General features: G+C 35.0%; 23 protein-coding genes. 11 read left to right on the top strand and 12 right to left on the bottom strand.

Features of this window, described 5'->3' with window-relative positions:
* Positions 1-9 precede the first annotated feature (9 nt).
* The 4 genes from ACFS6I_RS00375 (at position 10) to ACFS6I_RS00360 (ending at position 1,631) form a co-directional block, all read left to right on the top strand.
* Positions 10-198, top strand: coding sequence for a hypothetical protein (locus tag ACFS6I_RS00375; protein ID WP_132841662.1), 189 nt, complete (start codon positions 10-12; stop codon positions 196-198).
* 140 nt (positions 199-338) lie between these two features.
* Entirely contained in the window at positions 339-788 is a 450-nt protein-coding gene (locus tag ACFS6I_RS00370) for a lysozyme (protein ID WP_132771402.1), read from the top strand.
* A 5-nt stretch (positions 789-793) separates the two neighbouring features.
* Positions 794-1,174, top strand: coding sequence for a hypothetical protein (locus ACFS6I_RS00365; protein WP_380917324.1), 381 nt, complete (start codon positions 794-796; stop codon positions 1,172-1,174).
* Complete coding sequence (locus ACFS6I_RS00360) at positions 1,128-1,631, top strand: hypothetical protein (RefSeq protein WP_380917322.1); 504 nt, start codon at positions 1,128-1,130, stop codon at positions 1,629-1,631. Before ACFS6I_RS00365 ends, ACFS6I_RS00360 begins: the two co-directional genes overlap by 47 nt.
* A 213-nt stretch (positions 1,632-1,844) precedes the next feature.
* Here the strand turns inward: ACFS6I_RS00360 and ACFS6I_RS00355 are convergent, their stop codons facing one another.
* The gene (locus tag ACFS6I_RS00355; protein ID WP_132771405.1) at positions 1,845-2,282 is read right to left on the bottom strand and encodes a hypothetical protein; all 438 of its coding nucleotides are present in this window, start codon (positions 2,280-2,282) and stop codon (positions 1,845-1,847) included.
* A 447-nt stretch (positions 2,283-2,729) separates the two neighbouring features.
* Between ACFS6I_RS00355 and ACFS6I_RS00350 the strand changes: the two genes are divergently transcribed.
* On the top strand, positions 2,730-3,536 hold the full coding sequence (locus tag ACFS6I_RS00350; RefSeq protein ID WP_132771406.1) for a helix-turn-helix domain-containing protein: 807 nt from the start codon (positions 2,730-2,732) through the stop codon (positions 3,534-3,536).
* Between the two features lie 345 nt (positions 3,537-3,881).
* On the opposite strand, the gene ACFS6I_RS00345 is transcribed toward ACFS6I_RS00350, so the two are convergent.
* Positions 3,882-5,138, bottom strand: coding sequence for a hypothetical protein (locus tag ACFS6I_RS00345; protein ID WP_380917319.1), 1,257 nt, complete (start codon positions 5,136-5,138; stop codon positions 3,882-3,884).
* A gap of 568 nt (positions 5,139-5,706) precedes the next feature.
* Here ACFS6I_RS00345 and ACFS6I_RS00340 point away from each other — a divergent pair.
* Entirely contained in the window at positions 5,707-6,165 is a 459-nt protein-coding gene (locus tag ACFS6I_RS00340) for a DoxX family membrane protein (RefSeq protein WP_380917317.1), read from the top strand.
* A 346-nt stretch (positions 6,166-6,511) separates the two neighbouring features.
* Here ACFS6I_RS00340 and ACFS6I_RS00335 read toward each other — a convergent pair whose 3' ends face one another.
* The gene (locus ACFS6I_RS00335; protein WP_380917315.1) at positions 6,512-7,207 is read right to left on the bottom strand and encodes a LytR/AlgR family response regulator transcription factor; all 696 of its coding nucleotides are present in this window, start codon (positions 7,205-7,207) and stop codon (positions 6,512-6,514) included.
* A gap of 2 nt (positions 7,208-7,209) precedes the next feature.
* Positions 7,210-8,220 (bottom strand): sensor histidine kinase, encoded by a 1,011-nt coding sequence (locus ACFS6I_RS00330; protein ID WP_315398753.1) that lies wholly within the window; start codon positions 8,218-8,220, stop codon positions 7,210-7,212.
* A gap of 172 nt (positions 8,221-8,392) precedes the next feature.
* Between ACFS6I_RS00330 and ACFS6I_RS00325 the strand changes: the two genes are divergently transcribed.
* From ACFS6I_RS00325 to ACFS6I_RS00315, 3 genes are all read left to right on the top strand, one after another.
* Positions 8,393-9,781, top strand: a complete 1,389-nt coding sequence (locus tag ACFS6I_RS00325) for a TolC family protein (RefSeq protein ID WP_380917312.1) — start codon at positions 8,393-8,395, stop codon at positions 9,779-9,781.
* A 10-nt stretch (positions 9,782-9,791) separates the two neighbouring features.
* Positions 9,792-13,082 (top strand): efflux RND transporter permease subunit, encoded by a 3,291-nt coding sequence (locus tag ACFS6I_RS00320; RefSeq protein ID WP_168126064.1) that lies wholly within the window; start codon positions 9,792-9,794, stop codon positions 13,080-13,082.
* 81 nt (positions 13,083-13,163) lie between these two features.
* A complete protein-coding gene (locus ACFS6I_RS00315) occupies positions 13,164-14,255 on the top strand; it encodes an efflux RND transporter periplasmic adaptor subunit (protein ID WP_380917309.1) in 1,092 nt (363 codons plus the stop codon).
* Positions 14,256-15,115: 860 nt separating this feature from the next.
* Here the strand turns inward: ACFS6I_RS00315 and ACFS6I_RS00310 are convergent.
* On the bottom strand, positions 15,116-16,651 hold the full coding sequence (locus ACFS6I_RS00310; protein WP_380917307.1) for an ArnT family glycosyltransferase: 1,536 nt from the start codon (positions 16,649-16,651) through the stop codon (positions 15,116-15,118).
* Between the two features lie 570 nt (positions 16,652-17,221).
* Here ACFS6I_RS00310 and ACFS6I_RS00305 point away from each other — a divergent pair.
* Entirely contained in the window at positions 17,222-17,683 is a 462-nt protein-coding gene (locus ACFS6I_RS00305; RefSeq protein WP_380917305.1) for a hypothetical protein, read from the top strand.
* Between the two features lie 196 nt (positions 17,684-17,879).
* On the opposite strand, the gene ACFS6I_RS00300 is transcribed toward ACFS6I_RS00305, so the two are convergent.
* The 4 genes from ACFS6I_RS00300 to ACFS6I_RS00285 all read right to left on the bottom strand — a co-directional run bounded on the left by ACFS6I_RS00300 (position 17,880) and on the right by ACFS6I_RS00285 (position 21,060).
* Positions 17,880-18,101 carry a hypothetical protein gene (locus ACFS6I_RS00300; RefSeq protein WP_168126068.1) on the bottom strand — a complete coding sequence of 74 codons (222 nt, stop codon included), beginning with the start codon at positions 18,099-18,101 and terminating at the stop codon, positions 17,880-17,882.
* A 182-nt stretch (positions 18,102-18,283) separates the two neighbouring features.
* The gene (locus tag ACFS6I_RS00295; protein WP_380917303.1) at positions 18,284-18,955 is read right to left on the bottom strand and encodes a hypothetical protein; all 672 of its coding nucleotides are present in this window, start codon (positions 18,953-18,955) and stop codon (positions 18,284-18,286) included.
* A gap of 351 nt (positions 18,956-19,306) precedes the next feature.
* On the bottom strand, positions 19,307-19,828 hold the full coding sequence (locus ACFS6I_RS00290) for a DUF4269 domain-containing protein (protein ID WP_380917301.1): 522 nt from the start codon (positions 19,826-19,828) through the stop codon (positions 19,307-19,309).
* Positions 19,829-19,935: 107 nt separating this feature from the next.
* Positions 19,936-21,060 carry a serine hydrolase domain-containing protein gene (locus tag ACFS6I_RS00285; RefSeq protein WP_380917299.1) on the bottom strand — a complete coding sequence of 375 codons (1,125 nt, stop codon included), beginning with the start codon at positions 21,058-21,060 and terminating at the stop codon, positions 19,936-19,938.
* Positions 21,061-21,796: 736 nt separating this feature from the next.
* Here ACFS6I_RS00285 and ACFS6I_RS00280 point away from each other — a divergent pair.
* On the top strand, positions 21,797-22,006 hold the full coding sequence (locus ACFS6I_RS00280) for a PepSY-like domain-containing protein (protein ID WP_380917297.1): 210 nt from the start codon (positions 21,797-21,799) through the stop codon (positions 22,004-22,006).
* 426 nt (positions 22,007-22,432) lie between these two features.
* Here ACFS6I_RS00280 and ACFS6I_RS00275 read toward each other — a convergent pair whose 3' ends face one another.
* The 3 genes from ACFS6I_RS00275 to ACFS6I_RS00265 all read right to left on the bottom strand — a co-directional run bounded on the left by ACFS6I_RS00275 (position 22,433) and on the right by ACFS6I_RS00265 (position 26,934).
* Positions 22,433-22,822 carry a hypothetical protein gene (locus tag ACFS6I_RS00275; protein ID WP_380917295.1) on the bottom strand — a complete coding sequence of 130 codons (390 nt, stop codon included), beginning with the start codon at positions 22,820-22,822 and terminating at the stop codon, positions 22,433-22,435.
* Positions 22,823-23,163: 341 nt separating this feature from the next.
* Positions 23,164-25,521 carry a TonB-dependent receptor domain-containing protein gene (locus tag ACFS6I_RS00270; protein ID WP_380917293.1) on the bottom strand — a complete coding sequence of 786 codons (2,358 nt, stop codon included), beginning with the start codon at positions 25,519-25,521 and terminating at the stop codon, positions 23,164-23,166.
* A gap of 72 nt (positions 25,522-25,593) precedes the next feature.
* Positions 25,594-26,934, bottom strand: a complete 1,341-nt coding sequence (locus ACFS6I_RS00265) for a PepSY-associated TM helix domain-containing protein (RefSeq protein WP_380917291.1) — start codon at positions 26,932-26,934, stop codon at positions 25,594-25,596.
* Between the last annotated feature and the right edge of the window lie 16 nt (positions 26,935-26,950).

Below are 26,950 nucleotides of genomic sequence, written 5' to 3'. Positions count from 1 at the left end.
AAGGCAAACATGAAAGAGAAGTTTTTAATCGCCCTCACAGCACAATATAAAGATCTGGGATTTGGGGCAAATGCAATTGTAAAAGTAGCTCACTATTTAGCAAAAAAAGTACTTTATGAAGAAGATATTGATGGGGTTTTCCAAGATGTAGAAGGGTTGTTAAATACTTTTCAAACTGATGGAGATATAGGTGGTTAGCTTATGGTTGAGAAAGTTAAAGTGTTCATCATGAATTCTTGGCTATTGTTGCCAATAACTTTTGATTTATTTCTGTTTAGAAAAAAAGAATCCATGAGCTCTCCTGTTGGAGGGCTTTTTTTAACATAAATACTTGAATTATGAAAATAGGACAAAAAGGATTACAACTAATAAAAGATTTTGAAGGTTGGTATAGCACTCCCTATAGGGATCCCATAGGTATTGCGACTATTGGCTACGGATTTACCTATTACTTACCTAACCGTCGAAAAGTGAAGATGGATGATCCACCATTAACCAGGATAGAAGGAGAAGCTATGCTTTTAGAAATTCTCTCCAATTATGAGAATGACGTTAAACGATTGTTAATGAAAAAATTAAATCAAAATCAATTCGATGCATTAGTGTCTTTTACTTACAATCTTGGCGCAACTAATTTAGCAAGATCAACATTGCTAAAGAAGATTAATACCAATCCTGAAGACACTCGTATTGTTGAAGAATTTCTAAAATGGAATAAGGCTGGAGGTAAGATTTTACCTGGTCTTATTCGCAGAAGACAGGCAGAATCAGATTTATATTTTAGTTAGTGTATATGGAATTGGTAGAATTATTAGAGCGGTTTGGAGCTCCGTTGATTACTGGAATCTGCGGTTATCTCGTTGGGCGTCCAAAACAAAAAGCAGAGGTGGAAGCCACCAATGTTGAAAATGCAGGTAAAGTCATAGATAAATGGGCCAGTTATGCAGATCATCTGGAGAAAAACATTGAACAGTTGCGTGCTGCAATTGAAGAATTGAATGAAGCACTGGAGCTAGTTAATGATGAAAAAGCTTTTTGTGCAAAGACATTAACGAATTTACAGATCGAATACGACGACCTCAAAAAGCTTTATAACGAGTTACAGATTGAATTAAGGAGGATGAAAAATGAAAAAAATATTAAAATTGATCGTCATCATGTTACTGGTGAGTAGCTGCGGTCTCTTAAGGAAAAAATCGAAGGCAGTAGAATCACAAAAGTATGAAGCTGGCACAACAATGCAGGGAGATTTCCGGTATGATCACCAAGCTCAAATAAAAAGGAATGTGAATGTACAATCATTTGCTAAGTTAGATGGTGAGTCTAAAACAGAATTTGAAGGAGAAGATATTACGCTGGAAAAAAATGGAAACGTTCGAATGGGTAAAGGAAAAGTCATTATTCATGAAATCGAGCGATCCAATACAATGCAATTAGTAAATCGGACAGAAGATATAAATTACTCTGAAAAAAAACAAGCATCCCATTTGGCAAAACAAAGAGTTGCTTTTAAAAAAGTTTCGTCAAAGCAGGTAAGTAAGCCGGAATACCACTTTTTTATCTGGTTTTTCGCAGCCTTAATTATTCTGATATTTCTTTGGTTCCGCTGGCTAAAGAAAAAGATTAAATAATTATGCTTCATAAAATAAAAAGACCACTTACAGTTTGATAAGATGGTCTTTTATTATTTCTTGAAGGCGGTTTCTGTATGGGCAGTGTAAATGGTTTTTCTGATTAAATTCCTGGTTTATTTTTAGAAATAAATGCATATTATACTTTATCTATGAGCCGTGCTGTTATAATCAATTTCTGATTAGGTAATTTCACATAACGATATTACTTATTTAGTTACTATTAAATCGGCTATGAATGAGATAATAATTTGCGATCTGTTTGATTTCTTTTTTAAAATCACTGTAGAGATCGTATTGATTACATGCGCAGATAATAGATTTTTGTAAAGTATCGTTGCTGATATTTAAATAAGGTAAAGTTTCCTTATAAATGGAGCTTTTAACCTTGGTTTTTAATAATACTAATTTTTCAGGTTGAAAGATTCTTAATACAACCGATATGGCTTTATAGCGATGTTGGATATCTTTATAGTTGATATATTCACCTCTGATCTGCACAGGATTGATACCCACAAAAGCACAGTAGCAGTCAAGTACCGCATGAATTTTGGACAAATCAGGTTCATACATCTTATTGATCGTTTTTAGAACTTCCGGATGATTTTCTGTCAAAAAGTTCATAATAAAAGAATGATATAATGTGTTCATGTTTTTAATTGTTAATCGTTTTATAATTCAGTTAGCGGAATACAAAGCTGTCATAATCGGACACTTGATGATGATCTGGACTGGAATTGTGATCCATGATTCCGGATGAGCAGATTATTAGGTCGTGTGGCTAATGCTAGTGGTGCTGATTTTATTTTCATAATCTTATTTTTGACTTATATATTGCTATAATATTTAAATGGAATTTCAAATGTTAAACAAAGTTAAACATTAAAGTTAAACTTGCAAGATTTTTTGCAATTAATTATAGGCTGTTATAACACTAATATTGAAAATTATAAACTTTTTTGTTTACAATTAATATATTGAAATAGAGTGTTTTATGTGTTTTTTGTTGCAAATTATTTGTTAAGGTTAACTAGATTGTGTAACTTAGTCTCAGCTTGTTATGTTATTGTGTAACAATTGTTAAATACTATGAAAATCATGGAATTATACCTAAGTAATAATTTTGAGGTATTACGATTGGAAATGAAGGTGACCAATCGTGAATTTGCAGCTATTTTAGGTGTAAGAGAGCAAGTCTATTCACGTATTAAAAAAGGCGAATATCCAATTGGTCTTACGATGAAGACGCGCATAGAAAATGCCTTTCCGAAGGTCAATTATGATTGGTTGGTGCATAATAGTGGAGAACGTGAGAAGCGTGAATTTGCTGTTCAGTCAGGTTCTGTTTCTATGATGCATGTGGGCAACGGTAAATCCATCGGTTATTTTTCGGATGAAGTGAAATTCATGGATGAAAATAAAAATAATATCTTTTTTGAAGTTTCCCCTGGTCGCTATTTGATGCAAACCAAATTAGTGACGGAGAAGGCAAAAGCGGGTTATTTATCAGGTTTTTCCGATTCTGAATATATGGATGATTTACCTGCACATTTTATTACGGTCAATGAGTTCCACCGTGGTATATATCGTTCTTTTGAAGTCAGTGGCGACAGTATGACAGATGGAACGGATGCAAGTGTTTTGGATGGCGATATCGTTACTGGACGTTTGATAAAAAGAGAATTGTGGCAATCTAAATTTCATACCCATAAATATCGCTATTGGGTTATTGTCCACCGCTACGAAGGTGTCATTATCAAAGAAATTATCGATCATGATGTTGAGAAAGGAATACTTACCTTACATTCTCTAAATACCGATAAGGATAGATATCCAGATTTTACGATTATTCTCGATGATGTCGATCAGATATTCAATGTCGTGGATATCAGTCGGTCGCTATAGTCTGCTCAAATAAAAGCTGATGCTCGCACAGTTTATTTTATGATGGGAGAAATCTCTTATTATAACCTGTCGATTAAAGCCAGCTTATTATTAATAAAGTCTGCGTTTTGATTAAATTTTAGAAATTGAAATATTTGGTTCTAACACATACTTAGTCAAAATGATCTGAAGGACAGTTACATAAAGAGGAGCGAGGACTAGCGAAAATTGCTATTATGTCCTTTTCAAGTACCTTCATGTTGGGTAAAACTGTTTGCTGTCTGAACTTTTTTGAAAAGCAATTTGTTGTGTGATTTTGCAATCATATTTCAAGGAATTTCTTCAACTGTAAAATTTCAATCTCGATTAGCAATTGTAATAAGGCTCTGGTGTTAGCACTTCAATGCCCAAAAGCTCTTGTAAAGGTTGCACATAGGCATCCAATGCATTTTGTTCGCCGTAATAAATTGCCACTAAATCATCAGATTTTAATCGAACAAAAAATTCGACATAACCACCACCTTTTGCAGGTAACACATTTTGTACAATAATTTGACTTATATCAGTACGATTAAACTGAATAGCATATTGATCTCCCGTAAAACCAAATGTGTGATCATTTGCTAGCCACACGGCATTGTGATATTGGGCATTTTCATTCAATAATTGTGGTACGGCGATAACATGAGCATTATTTTTATAATCGGGCTGAAAATCTAACCAGGTTTCAAACGATAGAATTTTTGTCGTTTCTGGGTTTAATTCAATTGTGTCACGTGCAATTACTTCCGAATAATCCCTATAATTATTAATCGATAATGATGTTCCGCCGTCATCATATTGACTATCTACATCATAAGTATAACAGATCGACAAACCTATGCCATCTAAATCAAATGTTAGGTATTTTTGATCGTCCCGTTCGTATCCCGCATTTTCGATGTCAGTAGGAATTTCTTCCAGCCAAAGTTTACGCAATTCGTAATAACTTTTATCGCTATTCGAGTCAGCATATAATGTTGTAAAATAAGATTGAACAGCAATATTTTGACGATCGTTTTCATCGTAATAAAACTCCAGATTATTTATAACTAAAGAACCTATTCGAACAGGATAATCGATTTTAAAGTAGCTCGTTTCAAACTCTGATTCGTACAAATGACCAATATTCAGTTTTAAGAATTCTTCGTATGATGTATCCCAAGAAACAAATAGAGGGGGAGTTGTTTGTACTTCAAGGCCATCAATATAGTCGCTGTGTCGGTCTGTAAGTATTTGATAATTTGTTTCCTTTTTATCAATCCAAATACGATGTTTCTGTTCCTTTTTGCTATTTATGATTTTAAAGAATAATGCATTGTCAAAGCCAAAACGTTCAGATAGTTGTGGATAGATTTTAGAAAAACCATTTTGCAGAATGGGAATGTAGTGTTGTCTGTAGTCGAACAAAAATAGGTATGGATCCTCACCTAAAATTTCGACGTAAGCATATTTTAATATAGATAAATTAACACGCTCTTCATTGGTATGATCTTCATAAAAAAGATGATCATCTTGGATATGGATATTTCCCGGTTGTGTTTCTTTCGGATAAGAATTGTTCTTTTTGAATAGATTGAGCATACGTGTCTGTTTTATATTTGACTGTAATTGAAAAGATTCTCTATATCAAAGATAAGTAGTTTTCTCTTTTGAAGCATTAGCTGAAAATGGGGGTTTTTGACTGCCGGATCAATTCTATATGAAAATATCCAATCGGAAATTTCAGATCTCAATTGGCCAAATTTAAAAAATCACCATTCTCGTTTTAAGCTGCCAATCCAAATAAAAATACATTGTATCCATTTGGGCGTCACACATTTTGTAATACAGAAATATAAGTCGCTATTTTTTAGAGAGAGCCACGTCGTAAGATGTGGTTTTTTTTGTATTTTTATTTAGGCCAATGATATGTGGATCTTATCTCTTTTTTTAATCATAAGTTGGATGTTTTTTAGAAAAAGAGAATGCATTTATTTTATTCAATTTCATGTATTTTAAGTTGTCTTTCTGTTCATGGTTAGTACATTAAAAATGTTCTTATCCTACTATTGATGATGTAAAAAAAGAAAAAGTAATCTCATTTCTTAAACTGGTTTAATTACTTTCATTTCTGTAAGATATAATTTTGACCAATAAAATTCTTAAAAAAATGAATCAGAAGTATTTTCAATTATTTGTTCGCATCACTGTGGCGATTGCTTTTTTATCGGCTGTAGCAGACCGGTTTGGCATTTGGGGAAATCCAGGAAGTAAGAATGTCTCCTGGGGAGATTGGGGACATTTTGTAGATTACTCCAATACACTTAATTTCTTTGTATCTCCTGCAATCGGAGAGGTTTTAGCGATTATAGCCACGGGTTTAGAAATTGTTTTTTCCTTGCTAATGCTTATTGGATACAAAACAAAAATGATCAGTTTTGCATCTGGTCTTTTATTAACAATTTTTGCTGTATCCATGACAATATCTGTGGGAATTAAACCTACTTTTGATTATTCCGTATGGATAAGTGCCTCCGCATGTTTCCTTTTGGGAACTTTAAATGGATATTCATATAGTTTAGATGCATACTTGATTAATAAATCTTTTAAAACGAAATGTTTGGATTGATTAACTCCTAATTTTAACAGCATTTAGCATTGCTAATTAATTTCTTCAGCATATCATAGCAAGAACTACGAATATAAATACTGGAGTGAAAATCACAGAACGTCCCGTCGTTGTGAAATGAATGGATTTTAGAGGGTTTATATAAAGCGCCGTCAAGTGCTATTTTTTCGGGATGTATTAAAGTAATTAACTTTATTACGTACTTTTATAAGGAATTGGTTTTGGTTATTTATGGTGTTTTGAGCATCTATTATTGTAAAAATAATCATTTTTGAACTTCCGCTAATTTCATATTAAAAAAGACAGATTGCAATAATCGATTAAGTATTAGTAATAAGATAAGGAATTATGTGTTTTCTAATTTTTCTTGTAGTTCCCTTCTAAAAGTGATTCCAACGGGAAGGTTCATATTATTGATCTGCACCAGACCATGCTCATATTTGCTGACCTTATTGATAGAAGCAATATACGATTTATGGATGCGGACAAATTTAGAGGCAGGCAATTGTTTTAAAATCTGTTGCGTGGTGATGGCGGTGAGGTACGTCTGTGCCGGAGTGACAATTTTTACATAGTTACCAAAACTTTGTATAAAATCAATTTGTGAAAGCTTAATCTCAATAAGCCGACCATTCATACGGATACTGATTGTTTTAGGTTCATCTTCTGAAGGAATAACACTATTGTTGTAGGATAGAAAACGTTGTAAAGCTTTAAAAAAGCGAGGAAAAGATATAGGTTTCAATAGATAGTCGACCACCCCATAATTATAACTTTCTAAAGCATATTCCGAATATGCTGTTGTCAGTATTATTTTTGGAGGATTATCCAGCATTTTCAAAAACTCCATCCCAGTAATTTCTGGCATATCAATATCCAGAAAGATAAGATCAACCCTATTATTTCTCATATATTCCAGCGCTTCAAATGCATTGTAGCATTGGGCTACCAACTCCAGATCAGCGCTTCTTTCAATATAATTGACCAATACATAATGTGCAGCTGGTTCGTCGTCAACCACAATGCAGCGATTTTTATCCATTGCTAAAGATTTATGACCAAGGAGACCTCAAACTCTTCCTTATTTGCATTCGTATTCAATTGATAGCGATTAGGGTATAATAACTTCAAGCGTGCTACCGTATTTTCTAAACCTATTTTTGCTGAAAATACATTCCTTTTTTTTATGGGGACTGAATTTTGTACATGCAAATATAAGGTCCCTTTTTCAATTTTTATTGAGATCGCTACGTAACAATCTTCTATACTACAGGTACCATGTTTAAAAGCATTCTCAATAAATGTGATCAGCAGCATCGGTGCAATTTGGTTGTTGATTCCCACTTCTGGTTGATAATCAAAATCAATTTTTGTACGATAACCTAAACGTTCGCGTTCCAATTCGATATAACTTGATATAAAATCAATCTCATCGTCCATTGAGACAAATTCCCTGTCGCTGCTTTCCATTTGATAACGTAGTAATTGTGATACTTTGATAATCAGTTCGGAGGTACGTTCCGGAAATTTAAGACTGATCCCATAGATTGTATTTAAAGTATTAAACAAAAAGTGAGGATTCAGCTGCTTTTTTAAATTAGACAATTGTGTTTGATTGGAAAGTAATTCTCTTCTTGTTTTTAATCGCTGGAAACGATAAAATTCGATAAATTGGATACTTCCTAAAATACATACTAGCGATCCCAGCAATACCCCAACTTGATAATGGAAAGTTTTCTGAGCGAGGTTTTTGTACAGAAAGCAATTCTTATAAATTACATTTTCCGTGATTTCCTTTAGAATAAAAGCAAAAACCAGGAGTATTGCGGTCGAAGACAACGCATAAAGTATGGCTTTATTTTTTTTAATTAGAATTGGCAGCAGAAAAAAACGGTTCACCTGTGCGTGTATGTATAAGATCAGAAAATAGACCAACCCCATTAAAAAGCCTTTCCAGCTCAAGATCAAAATCCAATCATTCAAAGTAAAGAGGATAAACGAGAAAATCAATAATGCGATTTCCTGTATGATCTTATTCTCCAGAATCTTTCTCATAATCCCTTGTTTTTGTTAAAAATCTGTTACAAAGTAAAAGTATTAAGTTTATAACCACCGAAAAATAAATGACGAATTAAATTGGTCACTTTTAAACGCTATAGATCATTTTAAACTAATACTGCATCGTACTTGGGGCTTATCTTCGTTTCCATAAAATGATATATAACCTATGCTGAAATTGAATTTAGTGTTGTCATTGGCTGTATCACTTGCGACCTCAACCTCATTTGCACAGAAGCTTACTATCCGAGATGCTGTAGACCAAGGTCTTGCAAATTATGGAATGATCAAGGCAAAGACGTATTATGTCCAATCCTCACTACAGACCAACGAACAAGTAAAACGCGACTTCTGGCCTAATTTGACCGTCGTAGCGCAACAAGATTATGGAACCATTAATGGACAAAATGGTCCATTATACGGATTTGGGGGGCTGGGAGTAGCTTCCTCAGGAGCAGCCCTTCCAGAACAGAATTGGAATGCTGCCTTTGGAGCCCTATATCTGGCAAACATCAATTGGGATATCTACACTTTTGGTCGTAAAAAGGAGCGTATTGAATTGAGTAAGGCCGACAGTAAACGACTAGAAATTGATCTCCAACAAGAACAATTTCAACATAAGATCAGGATTGCAGCCGCTTACTTAAATCTTCTGGCGAGTCAGCGTCTCCAAAAAAATCAACAGAAAAATCTAGATCGCGCATTAGTCTTTTTTAATATTGCGGCCACTAAAGCCAAGAATGGGATTTTGCCCGGTGTCGATTCAACCTTGGCTTCGGCTGAGGTCTCTCGTGCAAAAATCAGCTTGAATCAAGCTGGAGAAAATGTGAAAGAACAAAATAATAAATTAACGGTATTGATGGGAATCAATGCAACAGACCTTCAGATTGACACGGGGTTAGTGACAAGAACACCAGCTCAGCCGCTTGCAGTAGATGTATCTCTGGTAGGCAATAATCCTATACTTCAATATTACAGAAGTCGAATTGAAGTTGGTGAGCAACAGCTAAAGTTATCAAGCAAAGAATACTTACCAAGTCTGTCTGCCTTTGGTGTATTCCAGGCACGCGGTTCTGGATTCAAAAGTGAATACGCGACAGATCTCCAGGCCTTCACAAGCAACTATTGGAATGGTATTCGTCCCAATAGGCAAAATTATCTTTTGGGGTTAGGGATCAATTGGAATATTACATCTATTGCACGAGTGAATAAAAAAATCAGTGCGCAGCGCTACACCAACGATGCTTTACGTGAGGAATATCAAACCACGGAAGCGCAATTTTTTGCACAGCTGGATGCTGCTGAGGTTAAGATGCGATTAGCACAGCAAAGCGACGCTGAAGCACCTAAACAGGTATCAGCAGCTTTACAAGCTTATAATCAAAAGATGACCATGTACAAAAATGGACTGGCTACGCTTGTTGATATCACCCAAACTTTATATACACTGAATCGAGCCGAGACAGACCGCGAAATCGTCCATATTAACCTCTGGCAATCATTATTACTGAAAGCCGCCTCCGCTGGAGATTTCGATATTTTTAACAAAGAACTATAAATAACAAAGCATGAATTTAATACGTTTTGCCTTACGTAAGCCAATATCCATCCTTGTGCTGGTTATGGGTCTTATTGTGTTTGGAATAGGTGCAGTACGCACGATTAAGGTTGATATTTTACCCAAAATGAACCTTCCTGTTATTTATATTGCGCACCCTTTTGGAGGCTATTCTCCAGATCAGATGGAGTCTTATTTTGCTAAAAACTACGTTAATATTTTACTTTTTGCCAATGGGGTAAAGTCGATTGAGACCAAAAATATTCAAGGTTTGACTTTAATGAAGATCTCTTATTACGAAGATACCAACATGGCACAAGCAGCGGCGGAATTGAGCGCACTCGCTAACCGGATACAGGCTTCATTTCCTCCGGGTTCACAACCGCCTTTTATTATTCGGTTTGATGCATCTTCACTTCCTGTAGGCCAATTGGTACTTAGTAGTGATAAGCGCTCGAATAATGAATTACAGGATCTAGCCAATGTTTATGTACGGGCTTCATTCACCTCCATACCGGGTTTAATTTCCCCACCACCATTTGGGGGTAGTCCGCGGACAATAGAGGTCAATGTTGATCCTGAATTGATGCGTAGCCACAACATGACCCCTGATCAGGTCGTAGAAGCGTTAAAGCTTAATAACCAGACTGCACCAGCGGGAAATGTCCGTATAAAGGATAAAAATTACATTACGTCAACTAATAATACCATTCGTAATGTCAAAGATTTTGAGAAAATTCCCCTTTTTAAAGGCGGTGTCCAAAATCTTTATCTGGGTGATATCGCTAGCGTGAAGGATGGAGCCGATGTTACTGCAGGCTATGCGCTTGTCAATGGAAAACGATCGGTCTATGTCAGTATTGCCAAGGCTGGTGATGCTTCGACTTGGGAAGTTGTACAAAATTTGAAGGCTGCACTTCCAAAAATTCAGAATACCTTGCCCGAAGATGTTAAATTATCCTATGAGTTTGACCAATCGGTATATGTTATCAACTCTGTTAAAAGTCTAATCACTGAAGGAGCAATCGGCGCTATTCTTACCGGGTTAATGGTTTTACTATTTTTAGGTGACCGAAGGGCTGCCTTGATCGTTATCTTAACAATTCCAATTTCTGTTATAGCGGGAGTACTCTTCCTAAAACTATTTGGACAGACCATCAACCTCATGTCACTGAGTGGATTGGCGCTGGCAATTGGTATTCTGGTTGACGAAAGTACTGTAACGATAGAGAATATCCATCAACATTTGGACATGGGAAAACCTAAAGCATTGGCGATCTGGGATGCCTGTAAGGAAATAGCCCTTCCGAAGCTTTTGATCTTATTGTGTATTCTCGCTGTATTCGCTCCGGCATTTACAATGACAGGTATCCCAGGATCTTTATTCTTACCACTGGCTTTGTCCATTGGATTTTCAATGATCACCTCCTTCTTATTGTCACAGACTTTTGTACCCATTATGGCTAACTGGCTTATGAAAGATCATCATAAAGCAGGAGCACATAAGATTAATCCTAAAGGATTGAGTGCAGATGAAGTGCAATTTGCGGAAACAGGCCTTTCAGTGGAATCTGAGCAAGATACGCTAAATCAAAAGCGAATTCTAGTCGAACGCGAAGATTTTAATAACGATGGTAAAATCAGTCTGTTCGAACGATTCAGAAATCGGTTTATGAACATGATTGATCAACTGTTTAAACAAAAGAAAATCATCACCATCGTATATCTAGGTGGAGCCATTAGCTTGGTGGTGATTTTACTCTCCGTCATTGGACAGGATGTGTTTCCAAAGGTGAATTCGAGCCAGTTTCAAATGCGCCTACGGGCCGTCGAAGGTACCCGTATTGAACGTACGGAAGAAAAAGCGAAACGTGCATTAGCAGAACTTGAAAAACTGGTAGGTAAAGAACATATTAGCATATCATCTGTTTATATCGGTCAACATCCAGGACAATTTTCTGTATCACCGATCTATTTGTTTATGGCAGGGCCTCATGAAGCTGTTTTCCAAATAGCTCTTCAAGATTACCATCACGATATGGATAGCTTCCGCGATGAGTATCGGAATCGACTCAAAACTGCTCTTCCAGATGTACAGGTTTCTTTTGAGCCGATCGAACTCACGGACAAAGTGTTAAGCCAAGGTTCGCCAACACCTGTTGAAGTACGGATTGCAGGTAAAAACAAAAAGAATAATGAAAAATACGCAGGAAAACTAATAGAAGAACTAAAAACCATAGCATACTTCAGAGATATTCAACTGGCACAATCCATTAAATATCCGTCCTATGATATTACAATTGACCGTGTACGCGCTGCTCAACTTGGTATTGACCTTGCAGAGGTATCGCGCTCACTAATTGCCGCGACTTCATCCTCTCGTTACACGGAAAAGAATACCTGGATTGATGAAAAAGCTGGATTATCTTATAACGTGCAAGTTCAGGTCCCAATAGACAAAATGAAAGATGAAAAAGAGATTGGCGAAATTCCATTGCTAAAAAATTCTTCACGACCTATTCTGAGCGATATTGCAACTATTACGCCATCATTTACCTATGGTGAGAACGATAACTTAGGCGCTATGCCGTACATTTCTGTGACTGCCAATATTGATCATACCGATCTAAAAACAGCCTCTAAAGATGTACAGCGCAGTATTGTCGCTTTAGGCGAATTGCCACGTGGGCTTTCTGTCGAGCAGATTGGATTGGGCAAAGTATTGGGCGAAACAATGGATAGTTTACAGGCAGGCCTAGCAATTGCGATTATAGTCATATTTCTGATGCTTTCGGCAAACTTTCAATCCTTTAAAGTTTCAATGGTCGTCCTAACAACAGTTCCAGCCGTGGTACTTGGATCTCTATTGATGCTTTTACTGACGGGCTCAACACTTAACCTACAGTCATATATGGGAATTATCATGTCTGTAGGGGTGTCCATCGCCAATGCAGTACTTTTGATCACCAACGCAGAACATATACGTAAGCACAATCAAAATGCATTGGCTGCGGCACGAGAGGCGGCTTCACTTCGTCTACGTCCGATTATTATGACCAGTTTGGCTATGATTGTCGGGATGTTACCAATGGCAATTGGTCATGGTGAAGGAGGGGAGCAAGTTTCCCCGCTGGGACGTGCCGTAATCGGGGGATTATTGTTTTCAACTTTCGCCGTACTTGTTATTTTACCTTTAATATTCGCTTGGATACAAGAGAAAAGTAGCACGCAGTCGATCTCTTTGGATCCGGAAGATGAAGAAAGTAAACATTATATAGCAGCATTAAAACCTTTAAAATGAAATCATCATGATTCATTCAAATCGAGGTGAATTAGTTCATTTATACTGAAGAGCTTAAAAACATATCAATAATTTAAACAGATGAAAAGTAATTTCTTAAGAATATTATACGCGATTGGCTTATTCGCCTACTTAACCGGATGTCAGTCTGCTGCTGAGGAAACCGGCAAAAAAGTAACTAAAGAAAGTCCAGCAATAGAAACATTTGTCCTTTCTAAGGAAAAACTAACAAGTAAAATGCAGATACCGGGCGAGATCAGCGGATTTCAGCAGGTCGAAATTTATGCCAAAGTGAGTAGCTATGTGCAGACTTTAAAAGTCGATATCGGTAGTAAGGTACAAGCGGGACAGTTGTTAGCTGTCCTTGAAGCTCCAGAATTAAGTTCACAGTTGTCAACTGCAAAATCGAGGTTAAAGTCGCAAGAAGCCATTTATACGGCTACCAAAAGCACTTACGATAGATTGTTTGAAACCAGTAAAGTTGAAGGTACCGTAGCTCGATTGGATCTGGAAGTCGCAGAGGCGAAAAAGAATGCCGATTATGCCCAGTTTCAGGCGGCAAAATCGGCCTATGCTGAGGTGCAGAATCTGCTGAACTATCTTGAAATACGCGCTCCATTTGATGGTGTTATTGCAACAAGGAATGTTAATCAAGGTGCATATGTAGGACCGGCAGGTAGAGGTTCGGAAATGCCGATCATGACAATCCAGCAACAAAGCAAGCTGCGTTTAGCTGTTTCTGTACCTGAACAGTATGCGGGCTTCCTGGTTGCAGAACAGCCGTTGCAGTTCACCGTAAAATCCTTGCCAGGACAATATTTTACAGGCAAGATTGCACGTAAGTCAGGAGCACTGGATAGCAAATTGAGATCAGAAAGGATTGAAATTGACATTAACAATACCAACAACAAACTTCTTCCCGGTATGGTTGCCGAGGTGGAGTTACCGTTAACCTCTCAGGATAGTACTTTTGTTGTACCCAAAGCAGCCATTTACACTTCAGGTGAAGGTAGTTTTGTAATAACAGTTATAGCCAATAAAACAAGCCGTGTTCCCGTACAAAAAGGACGCAGTATTGAGGAGCAGGTAGAAATATTTGGGAATCTTAATCCAGCAATGTTACTCCTCAGTAAAGCAGATGAAGAGATCGCAGATGGCACTCCCGTCAAATAAAAAGAAAGGCCATAATGATTATCATTATGGCCTTTCTTTTTATTTCAAGTAAACCAATAATTTCATCTTAATTCCATAAATTTTAAGTCTGTTGTAGGAGATTTGATTCTAATTTCGAATCATATTATAATTTATCTATGGTTTGCATTACTTTGGCAGAATGATTGAAAATCTTAAGCTTAATGACACTATTCCGATTTGATAAATTTTTGAATATCACACTTTCACTGTCGTCAACATTTAAAGCGTATTTATTATCTTTTTCCATGCTAATTTCCGTATCATGAGTTCTTAAATGAATCGTACTATCAGATTTAATTATCACCTCAAACGAAAAAGACTTCGCGTCCTCAGTTGAAATTTTTAGTGACGAATACGCTGGAATAATTGTATTTATATATAATGCATGGCGGTCTTTTTTACCGAGGTTGCTTATTTGACAAGATTGTGTAATTAATAAGGTTAATACGATTAGTAGTTGCTTCATGAAATGAAGATAAATTAAAATATAATACTAAATTGTGACAATTAGTTTCATGACATAATCATGGCAATTAGAATACTGCAGATCAAAATTATTATTCGTAAAAAGCACCATATCATATAAAACCAAGGAATTCACAATGAAGGTTAAGTTAAAAACAGATCTATACGCAACCACAATTTATTATCTTTAGTAATGTGTTTTCAAACTTTAAGTGGCTTAATATGTCACAAAACTAGTTAAGGTCTGTGACAGCGCTATGTCAAGAGGGTTAAGGCATCATGGTGTTGTATATAACGATATGCAGTTGGCCAAAGGTATGCGTAAAAGTATGGCACCCTTTGGTGTGACTTTAGTTCTTGCAATACGGTGATTTTTAATGGAAGTTTTTAACGTCCTCTACCTCTTTTTTTATTCTTTCATTAATATCAATTTTGGCATTCATGAAAGAAAAAATTGTTGTTCCGTATTCTCTAGTATATTTGTTCGTGATCGAATCTGCAATACGAGCATTTTCAAAATATGGAGAAGTTTCTGTCCATTCATTTTCTTTCTCCCAAGCATTTTTGATACGGATTAAATGATAGTATTTTATTTCAAAATCAAACCAGTTGATGTAATCTGCATTGAATGTTACAGCACGGATTCCTTTCTTTGAATAATAATTGATAGCTCCGGCTTGCCCGTAATTATCACATAATATCAACGTATTTTTTGGGTTTGGAATAGTCATGTAAACACTATCCACTTTTTTGGCAAGTTCTTTCCAACCTAACATGTCTGCGAAATCTTGTGGTAATTGATGCTCTTTTCCATCTTCCCAAGTTAACATTCCAAATTTTCTGTATTTATCGGGATGATTGACAATGTACTCCGGACTTTTATTAGGAAATGCAACACGGTAAATCGGAATGAAACATACAACCACCAAAAGGATAAATAATGGTTTTAAGATTTTACCAATTTTATTTTCTAATAAAGTTGAAATATATACTGAACCGAAAGCAAAATAAATTGGGTAAACTCCAATCGCATAATAATCTTTAGCTTTTAAAAACAAAAAAATTGAGATTATTATGAAGAATGCCCAAAAGAATAGACGATATTTTTTGAATTTCTGCTGCTTTAGCAACGCAAAAAGTCCAAAAAAAACAACGATCAAAGTTCCTGGGAAAAATAGAAATTGAGAGCGGATGAAACTCCAACGATCCACATTTACAAGCTGTGTCTCTGAAAGTTCATGAAGATGATGGACAACAGGGAAATGATTATTGAATTGCCAAATTATATTTGGAGAAATTATAATGAAAGCTAATCCAATTCCAAAATAAAGGTTTTTATTGCGAAAGATTTTTCTTTCAGCTGTTAATAGTAAAGAGGGAATAATTCCTAAAATAAGGAAAATGATATTGTATTTATTTAAAAATCCAATCGCAAATGTAAATGCAATGAGATATATCCATTTAGTCTGATTACTGTTTAAATATTTTATAATGAAATAAAACAGTGAAGTCCAACACAGGACATCTAGTGAGTTTGGTTGAAATAAGGTATTTAATCTGAATAATACTGAAAATGTCACACAGCTTGCCCCTAAGATAAGCGCAAAAAGATTCCCTTTTAATTCTTCAATTGTTTTCCAGACCAAGAGAATTGTCAACGCCCCGAAAAGTGTAGGGAAGAATTTAATCCAAAAAACAGTATTTCCAAGGAATTTAATAATATAAGAAATCCAGGATGTAATTGGTGGAACAGAAAAATATCCAAGGGCCAAATGGTTTGCCTGATCTATATGCAAAAATTCATCTCTTTGCAATTCATATTCAGGACCAATCAATGAATATTGAATAAGAAATTTGACTAAAATAAAGCATATTAGGATAATATTTTTTTCATATTGTTTCTTTCCCATCTGTCAATCGAATGTATAAAATTGTTTTTTCTATTCAGAAACGAAATTTGCAAGTGAACTCATCATAAAACCGGATATTGTAATTTTTTTCACCCTAAGATACTACTTTAAAAGTATAGGGACTAACCTAAAAACCTTAAGATATTGATTTTATTTATTAATAAGCATTTATAAATATAATTTTTAATGTACTAATGTCTATTCACTAATAGACACCATTTTTTACATTCCATGCTAAGAAAATATAGTTTTCAACCTATCTTTTAGTAAAGTCCCAAGCCTTTCTCTAAACCATATAGTCATTCTAGACCAGATGTCATAGCTGGAGAGTTGGAATTAATAAAGAGGAGATTGGGTGAACAAACTTGAGTAATCTTTTCGTAAATTGGTCTTGCGTAAATAATTTATTAATTTTATAAGTGTCAACGGCTTTTAAATAAGATTAAAAGCCTGGAGTTGCCGTCCTTTAAATTAAAAATATCGATGATGAAGATTTCCTATTTATCTATTCAAGTTTCTACAGAAACAATTTATTATGAGTTTAAGATTGGCCATATAATTCCTAACTAAATGAAGACAACAATTTTGATTGCTTTACTTTTGGTATGTAAGTTTTCATTTGCACAATCAAAAAATCAAAGATTTGTACTTGTCAAACCCGATATGACTAAAATTGACTGGTTACAATCTCACAAATCTTATTCCTCATTATATGCCTACCTTGTTTGTCATTACGATACTATTGGACCTCAAAAAATTTTGGGAGAAAAATGTGATTTTTCGCAACAATTTAAAAATCGAATAAGTTATAGTCAAAAAGAATGTCCAGTTGGCGTTAGCTCTTATCAGTTAGCGATTCCGTTTACAGAAGTTTCAGAAATAAAAAAATTGTTTGCATTGCTTTTTAAATCAGAAGATTTTGTTTGGAGTGCCGATAGCCTATCGTATACATCACAAAGCGGTGCTGGAGGAACGTTTGAATATAAAAAAGTGAAAAATAAGATAGTCAGTAATATCTTGTTCACAGATTAGTACTGGAGAAAACCTTAAAAATACAATAAATTGGATTTAAATGTTTGTTGCTCATATCAGCTGTTCATCATAAGGTATTTATGGATATAGTTCTAAACTCCATTGAATGAATTTTTTTGGAGTGGTTAAATACAATGAAATCAATTTTCCGAAATTAAAACTCGTTTTAATTTCGGAAAGTTGATTTCATTATTGCCTACATATAGCTACTAGTATATACCCAATTGTGTTCGGTAAAAAAGTATGTGTTTGAAATATGGCTTCCATTTAAGTATACGCCGATTGTACCGCCACTTTCTCCTCCTTGAGCAGGTGAGAATGATAACGAGATTCCACCCATTGGATTGAATCCTCCTTGTATCGTTTGCTCTTCGTCTTGAACGAGCTCGAATTTTGTTAAATTTTCAATTGATTTCATAATTTTTAAAATTTTCTCTTAAACTACTCATAAGTCGATCAATAAATAAGACCTAATTGATATTTGTAGGAAGATTACTTATTTCTGTGGCGATGTAATCAATTTATGTTTGAATAAATCTCTATTTTAATTGGGCATACTAACTGCCTGATGCAAAATCCCTCTTTGCAATCATTTTTTGATTATTTTGGAAAAACCATACTGAGGCTTCTAAAATCTATCCATTCCGCATATTTTTTATGAATGTTACATATCGCTATTACGGTTAATTTATTTTCATTTGTAGTGAGGTTTTTTTTATAAGTCACAAAATAGCTTACATTATGCTGACTATCATTCCATCGTATCAGTTCTTCAATTATATGTCGCGTTTCTTGCTCTCCGTTTTCATCTAAAAATATAGGACGTTCTTTTGTATTTTCATTTTTTTGATAAAACAGGTGCTTGCCGAAAATCTTATTAAATTCACCTATTAATAATTCACAATTATTGTTGTTTTCTAATTCTAATTCATAAGTAAAAGCAGTGTTGTCTTCTTTCAAATAGTATATGATTAAACTTTTTATTTTACCAATATCCTGATCATTGAATTTAAAATTTTGTTGAGGAGAAAATGAAAATTCTTCATAATCTAAATTTAAGTTATATGCTGAATTATTATTATCATTCTTATTTAGGCCAAATGGAATCAATGTTTTATCCAAACTTGAATTTAAGTTAATCTCGTTGATTTTAATAGTATCTTTTTTTTCAGTTGCAATTTTTTCAATTTTATTATCCATTTTTTTTGTTTCATGCCCATTACAAGAAGTCAAAAAATGAGCAATTGTAAAAAGTAATAAAAGTTTTTTCATATTATTGTTAGTTCGTCGCTTATATAATTACAGTCAATAGATAAAATGACTGTTGCTGATTCTTTAGTGTTTGTTTAAAATTTTATAGTTTCATTTATACACATATAATTTATGTTATTTTTAATTATAAATCTACATCAAAAGGTCAAAATCGAATAAACTATTTACAATTCGCTGTGGTATATTTACAATTCATCAAAAAGGCAATCGAGTAGCACATAACTCACAAAGCCATTCGCTCAGGAATGGCTTTGTAAAAGTTTATTAACCTGCTTTAAGGCTTCTGGTAATTTTCTGCCAAACTCATCTTTGTTTGTGAGTTTTTATAACGGTATGCTAAGTTGATCAGCACTATTGACCGGTGTAGTTTAATAATTCAACATATGGATTTCCACCTATATTCAGTAGTTTGCAAAATGCCGGCTCGGTTTTTATTCCCTGTTTTTTTAATTTGATTATTTCCATTTTAAAACTTTCATCTCTATTCTGTAGGATTTCGTACTCTTTAATCATATGTAAATATCCATTTTGTTTTTCTGTGTCAATATCTGTTGCGTATATTTCTATTCGAGTTTCGTCTATGATAAAGCTAGAGGTTAGTACTTTACTATCAGATATACGTAATTGAAATTGACCATATTTGGAAAAATTTTGTAGCAATAATTGATACAAATTTTTCAAATTAATAGTTTGTAAAATAATATCCGCATCACTTTCGTCTAGATCGATATTTATTGGAATTGTTCCAACTAAAATTGGTTTGTATTCGTTGAGAATTTCGAAAAGATGATATTCGGTTATTATTTTATGTATTTTCCTTTGTTTGGTATTTCCAAGTTTAAGGTAATCTATATTTCTGAAGTCAATTTTCATTTGATTATAAAGCTATTAAAGTTAAAAGCTTGCAGGGACTGTATTTAGTTTAGCAGTATTTTTCATAAAAAACTCCCGTATCTTTGATAGCCTTATCCATCTCGACCTTACTGTGTTATTTTTTCAAATATTTCATTTAATGCATCTTCCATAACCTTGGCTGTGTTCATACCGCTTTGATTGGTAATAATAAATGTACTTAAATCGTATTTTGGAATAATGTAGATATAACATTGGGAGCGAGGCACGCCACCGTGATGCACATAGTATGTACCTAATTTTTTATCATCAGTGGCAATATTCCAAAAATATCCAATGCTGAACTCAGGATCAACCTTGAAAATTGATTCATGTGATTTGGCAACGATCTTATTATTTTTTAATTGAAATTTCATATACTTAACCATATCAGGTATTGTCGATTTCATATTACCGGATGCTCCCCAAGGTAATTGTGGCATTGCTGAGGTGATCATGCTATTATCACTGTGGTAACCTACTGCAAGTTTTATAGCTTCTTGATCAGAAAGGCTGATTTTTGTTTTCTGCATTGCGATACTTTTAGCAAGGTAATCTGTTAATAATTTTTCATATTTAGTTTTATATACTTTTTCTAATATAAAAGCGATAATTTCGCTGCCTGCACTAGAGTAGGCATATTTGTAACCTGGAACTGTATCAATCTTGACTTTATGGAGATCTCTAAGGAAATCTTTTTGCCTATAGTTACGATGAAGTTCATTGATTTTAGCAGGAGTATCATGGTTGGTGAAATCCTGAAGTATTATATTTGCTTCTAGTGGAATCATGTTTGGAAAACCGCTTGTGTGCGAAAGCAGGTGTTTTACAAGAATGGGGTGACTTTTATATTTTAGATTTGGATAGCCTTCCGGTAAATATTTTTGGATTTCATCTTCAATATTCAATTTATTTTCACAGACAGCCTTCGCGGCAAGTGTTCCTGCAAAAGTTTTACTTAGAGAACCAATTTCATATAATGTTTCATTATTAGGGCAGTTATTTTTTCCTTTCTCTAATTCTCCATAGTGACCAATATATTCTTTTCCTTGATAAACGATCGCGATTGACGTAGAATGAATTAAAGGTTTTTTAAGCATTTTGTTTGCTACGGTATCAATTAAAAGATTAATCTTGATTTTTTCTCCTTCTGAGGGTTGAGCCAAGCAAAAAACAGATGATAGCAAGAAAATAAAAAGTACAATATTTCTCATTATTTATAATTGATTATATTTTTCTAAATTGATTTGAATATCCAATATTTGTCAAAGTTAATAATCTAAATCACTTTTACCAGTTAGTAATATATCACGATATTCATTGAAATTTGTCGCAAAATTGGAACACATATAATCTTTGTTTATTGAGAAGTTCAGTATTTATTGCCAAAAATCGTTTATTTGATGCAAATAAGTATTATATCTTCCACTTAATAAATTAGACATCACCTTAATTTTTGGGGGTCAAAAAGTCCTCATAATTTAATCTATCCATTTCCTTTATTTAGCAGGTTTTTAATATGTCAGGCTAAGCGTCATAGATGAGGGACAATTTACAGCCTACAAACGAATCAAAAATTGCTTAAGTACCAGAGGATGACTTGGTGGATGAAAGGCTGATGCAAGTTAATATCAAACTATAGGCATTGCTATTATGAGTGTAATGAGCATGAGAAATATAGGAGTAAGGGGTTAGGAAAATTTCAATTGAAAAATTGGTATCAAAATTTTTGATTTAGTTATTGACTATTGCAAAATGAGAAATGAATTTCAAATTATATCATATTAAATACATACAAAGCCATTCAAATAAAAATCATAACTATGGGCTTTCCTAATTCTTTCCCAAATTGATATTTAGCTTTAGGTTATTATAAAAGATGAAGATTGGAAATTAGATGACATGATTAGAGAGCCATCATAATATTTAACATTTTAAAACTTGAAGTATATGACTAATTGGAATGTAATAAACGGACTAGGAGGAAAATTTTCTGCACAGGATATCAGAAAAAATATTTTGTCTTACATTATACGAAATTATCCTGCAAGCCAGGTTGAATTTATCGAAAAAGAGTATAACAATTATAAAGTAGATATTAGAGGAGGAGCGAATCTTATTTTCGATTTAAAAGGACAATTTGTAAAGGCATTTAATTAGGGAACGCTATCATTAGCATTTGCCTAATACAGAATTAGTTCTGTCAGTATCTCTTTTTACTGGATAGAACTTTAAAGAGGCTCTAGAAGATAAAGCTCTGTAGAAGAACTGCCATATCGAATATTTACATTCGATATGGCAGTTTCACTTATTATTGTTTTTTAGCAATTATAACAAAGTATATTTCCATTATTTTCTTAATAGCGTTGTTACTAAGCCGACCAACTTTTCTCGTAGATTGATCTCACATTGTTTTTCAATAATTGCCTTGATACAATTCACCTATTTTAAATAAGTTGGGATTCATACTTTAACGAATCTGAAAGGATTATTTCCGAATTCTTTAAATTATCTATAAAGACTTAATTAAGTGTATGAAAAGAAGTGGGCATAATACCCACTTGTGTTCAAGAGTTAAAAGCCAAATTAATGGTATTTTCCATCTGTTCCAAGGGAAGATCCTTTTGGATGATATTTGCCATCTGCTCCAATGAAACTTCCTTCTGGGTGATATTGTCCATCAGTTCCTAAGAAAGAACCTTCTGGGTGATATTGTCCATCCGTTCCAAGAAAAAAACCTTCTGGGTGATATTGTCCATCCGTTCCAAGAAAGAATCCCTCTGGGTGATATTGTCCATCAGTTCCGAGAAAAGATCCTTTTGGATGATACTTTCCATCAGTTCCAAGGAAAGATCCTTCTGGGTGATATTGTCCATCAGTTCCGAGAAAAGATCCTGCCGGATGATATTTACCATCAGTTCCAAGAAAAGATCCTTCTGAGTGATATGTTCCGTCTACTCCTAAAAAAATTTCCATATTACTTTTTATATGCTACCTAAATATTTAAAAAATTTATTGAAAGATAATTTACTATGTTGTTGTTTTTTTAATTACACTGAAATTATTCAGTGACTTTTCCATACAGTAAAGTGTATACCTAAGATACCAAACAAATATCTTGTTCCCAAATTGATTTGGTTCTATTTTCAATGAGCGGTATTTTTCTTTTTCTAATTTTTTTTTGAAATGAGTTATAGTCCAGCTATAGTACGAAGTCGATCAACAGCGGACCTTGTCAAATAGCGCCTTACGACTGGCTAATTTGACAAATTTCTTACTGAGATAACATAATAGTATATTATTTACGCTATTGTTTTTTAATTACCAAATCGATAACTCAATGACAATAACACTTTTCTGTTATCTGGAAAATCTGAATAAAATACTTTTAGATCTCCATATTCACTTACCAGTTGTGGGTTAGCATTTCTGATTAAGCCATTTGCGGTCAGCTTAATCATGCCTCGTTCTCCGAACATTTTCTTTTCTGCGGCCAAATCCAGACCATACCTTTTGTCAGTTCTTGAAGGTCCTGTTGTAACTCCCGATCGATAGTAAGCTGCTATTTCGGCACGCAATCCATATTTAAATTGCAGTGTATGACGGCTATTGGCTGTCCAGCTGGATCCTTTTGAATCTAGGTTGATCGTTCCGATTTCTCCAGAATAGTTGTTGTAAAATGCATTGACATAATGACTTGCTGTCCACCAAGGACGTAATGTCTGATTGTACATGATACTTGCGCTATAATTCAGATAACGTCCAATATTCTCGGGTCTCGATAAATTTTCTCCAACTTGATCACCTTGACGAACAATCCAGTTGATGATGTCACGTCCATAGGAAACGCCTAATGTGGTGAATAATTTATTTTTATACCCATGACCTATTTCAGTGATGTAACTCTTCTCCGGTTTTAAATCTGGATTCCCTTCATTGTAACTATAAGCATCTTCATAGATCCGAAAGATATTGATGTCGTGATCGCCCGGTCGTTCAATACGGCTGCTGAATGATGTTCTTAATGTGTTTTTGTCATTCAGGTGGTATAACAATGACCCACTCGGAAACAGATCGAAATAGCGCTGATCATTTTTCTTATTCAAGGTGACTTGATTGGCATCTATAAATGTATATTCACCACGGAGGCCAGCTTGATATTCGATCTTCTTGAATTTACCAGAGTAGATGGCATATAGGGCTTCAATGTGTTGTGTATATTGAAAACGGTTTGAAGTGGCATGATCGCGTATCCATGAACCCTTATCCAGTAGGGTATTGACCACATCGTTATTGATAAAAAAGTACGTGCCTTTCCAGCCAAGTTCAATTTTACTCGAATCAGTTAGTGGTTTACTATAATCTAATCTTCCGGAATATGTCGTATTACTCAAATCCTGTACATTGGTCCGTCCGATAGCGGTTTTTTGATCCGTTAGTAAATTGAATTGTTCGGTCTCAAAGCGATTATTATAGTCATTACCGTGAGGAGCGAAGTCAAAATTAAATTTTAAAAAGTGATCTTCACCCTCGTATTTGTTGACATAATTAATATTAAATGTCCAATTCTTGAAAGACTCATCAAAATGATTATTGCTAACTGCGCGTTCAGTTTGTATGTTTTCCGGATAATTCCAGCTATCCATCTCGATGGATGCGTATGGCTTATAATTACCCCTCATCCAGTGCACACTTCCATCAAGGATTCCGCCATCGGAAAATTCATATTTTGCGCCTGCCCGAACGCTATGAAAAGCGGCGTCATCGAGTTTTTTGTTTTCTTGTTGCCGTTGAAAGGAAGTTAAGTTTCCTTGATCAAAAAAGCTTCTTTCGGTCAGATTGTGACTATTGCTGCGGTCATAACTCTTATTGCCCTGAACGTACATATCGAGACCATTGACCTTATAATGCAGTCCTCCTCCAAAACCACCATAAAACGCTCGCCCTTGTCCAGCTCGGACAAAAGCATTCCCACCAAAGCCTACCTTTGTATTTCGCGTGGTCACGATATTAATAATCCCTGCTGTTCCCGAAGCATCTTCACGAGCCGAAGGATTGCTGATCAACTCCAATTTTGAAACTTCAGATGCCTGAAGTCCACGCAAGATACTCGCGAGCTGTTCTCCAGATACATACATATCGCGGCCATTGATACGCACATTAGCACCGGCACGGCCTTGAATTGAAAAATTCCCTTTTCCGTCAGAGACAAGACCAGGGGTCTTTTCGAGGAGCTCGAGGACATTATTTCCTTCAGCCAATACACTTCCTTCGACATCAACAACCATCTTGTCGGCGTACTGCCGTACACTGGCTTGCTTTCCGATCACCTGGACGGTTTCCATCCTATGTTCGGACGGTTGTAAAAAAGCGGGTACTATTGTCTGATCTGTTCCCGACAGTTTGTACTTTTTACTGTTCATCGTCGTGTAGCCAACGGAACTGTAACGAATCACATAATCGCCATCCTTGGTCGCATGCAATTGAAATGATCCATCCTTTGCCGCATCTGCCTGCATGATTAATGCCGAATCGGGTAAACGTAAAAGACTTGCTGTAGCTCCTTTAATTGAATGTCCATCTTTGTCAAATATTTTTCCAGACACCTTCGTCTGTGCTACGAGTCCCATAGAAGAACTTGAAAGCAGAATCGTTAATAATGTAGATCTCTTCATAAATAGTATCTCTTGTTCTTTCTAAAGAAAGAACCCTCTTAAGCATAAATTAAATAGTGATGATTAGGAAGCCTATGTGTTTGTGGTTTTTGGCCGAAAACGTATCGACGTTTTTCTAATCGTTGCATCTGCTTCCGTATTTTGAACATGCATAGCGTCATGGGCAACTGTTCCTTTTAAAGGTTTATTACGCCCTTTTTTCTTTCCCCATTTCCGGTTGTACCAGATTATAAAACCTGTAATGGGTAAGGAGCCAGCGATGAAGGTCAGAATAAATGCTAACACTTTCGTGGGAAACCCCCAGATGGAACCAACATGGATATCATAATTGAGTCTTCTAAATTTTTCACCTGCATGGAGTTCATAAAAATCCTTATTAAATAGCGAAATATTGTTCGGTAAAAATGTGCCCGTATACTGGTCGAATGAATAATAGCGATTGTTGTACTGCCTATCCATATCATTTCTAATGTATACTGAAATCGTGGCATCTTTTTTTAAGTTATCCGGATAGGTGATTGTCAAATAATGTGGATCTTTATATTGCGTAAGTACAGTTCGGATTTCTCGATCAAAAGCTTTTGGAAAGTGCGCCAATTGATCAATCTTCGTTGAATCTGAATGAACAGATGTCCGTTCGGCTAAAGGCTTTCCCCAGTTTGTAGACCAATATAGTGCTCTATTGAACCATTCTAGACCATAATACATACCGGTTACAGCCAGTAATAGAACCAAAAGGAAAGAATAAAAACCAACTACATTATGGAGATCCAAGTTGACTCTTTTCCAGCCGGCCTTCCACTTGATCCGGAAGCTTTTCTCACGTGTGGATTTTGTCCATTTTTTTGGATACCACCACACCAATCCGGTGATTAACGTCAGACTGAATATCAGCGTCGCATAATTGACAATTGGACGTCCAATATCTCTCGGAAGCCAGAGAAATCGGTGTCCACTGAGTGTCCAAGCAAAAAAGCTATTTAATTTTTTTCTTAACTGTGCTTCTTCCGAATTATCTTCCATTTGCATGCCTAAGTATTTACCTGTGTAAGGGTGTAATAAGTGCACCTGTGGTTGTGTTTTTTTAGTATCGTCTTTGTCTTTTACATGAATGGTAAAGGAAACGGGGTGATCCCTTGTATAAGTAATATCTCGTACAACAGTATTTGGATAGAGTGAGTCCGCAAGACTAAAAATGCGCGATGGAGCAATCAACGATTGGCTGGAAGCAAGGATATATTGTCTTTCTTTTTTCGGAATGGCAAGATCTGTGATTTCATGATTGAAAACCCAGAGGCAAGCCATTAAGCAGATGACAAAGACAATAATCCCGGAAATTAATCCCAGCCAAAGGTGTAGCCAATTATTAACCAATCGAAATATCGATGTGTTTTTCCTTTTTCTTACAGCCATCCTCAATTTATTTTAC

This window comes from Sphingobacterium anhuiense, assembly GCF_042686355.1.
Classification (GTDB): domain Bacteria; phylum Bacteroidota; class Bacteroidia; order Sphingobacteriales; family Sphingobacteriaceae; genus Sphingobacterium; species Sphingobacterium anhuiense.
The sequence above is the reverse complement of the archived record's forward strand: the minus strand, read 5'-3'. Positions and strand labels throughout refer to the sequence as shown.